Below are 387 nucleotides of genomic sequence, written 5' to 3' on the forward strand. Positions count from 1 at the left end.
GATGAACCAGGGTATGCCGGTGCGCATCTGGATGCTCCAGTGTTCCTTGTGGATCACGTGGTGGTGATGGGAGCAGAGCAGGGTTCCGTTGCCGGTTCCGGTGGTTCCGCCGCGGGACCAGTAGGTGATGTGGTGGGCCTCGCACCAGGGGGCCGGGATCGTGCATTGGGGGAAGGCGCAGCCCCGGTCCCGGGCCGTGATGGCCTTGCGGATGTGTGGCGGGAATACCCGGGAGGCGCGGCCGATGTCCAGGACCTGGCCCTCGCCGCCGAGGACGACGGGGATGATGTCGGCGTCGCAGGCGAGCTTGCGGATGGTGCCTGCGGTGACGGGGCCGGTGAACAGCAGCGTCCCGGTGCCGTGCCTGGTTCCGGTGCCGTGCTGTGC

Annotated in this window: 1 protein-coding gene; it reads right to left on the bottom strand. The window is 69.0% G+C overall.

What is annotated here, in order from left to right; all coding sequences use genetic code 11:
- The coding region (locus tag AC1DBX_RS20720) for an HNH endonuclease (RefSeq protein ID WP_476932677.1) at window positions 1–387 on the bottom strand (387 nt) is incomplete at both ends.

The sequence above is a fragment of the Arthrobacter sp. 10N44_2 genome, from assembly GCF_056394385.1.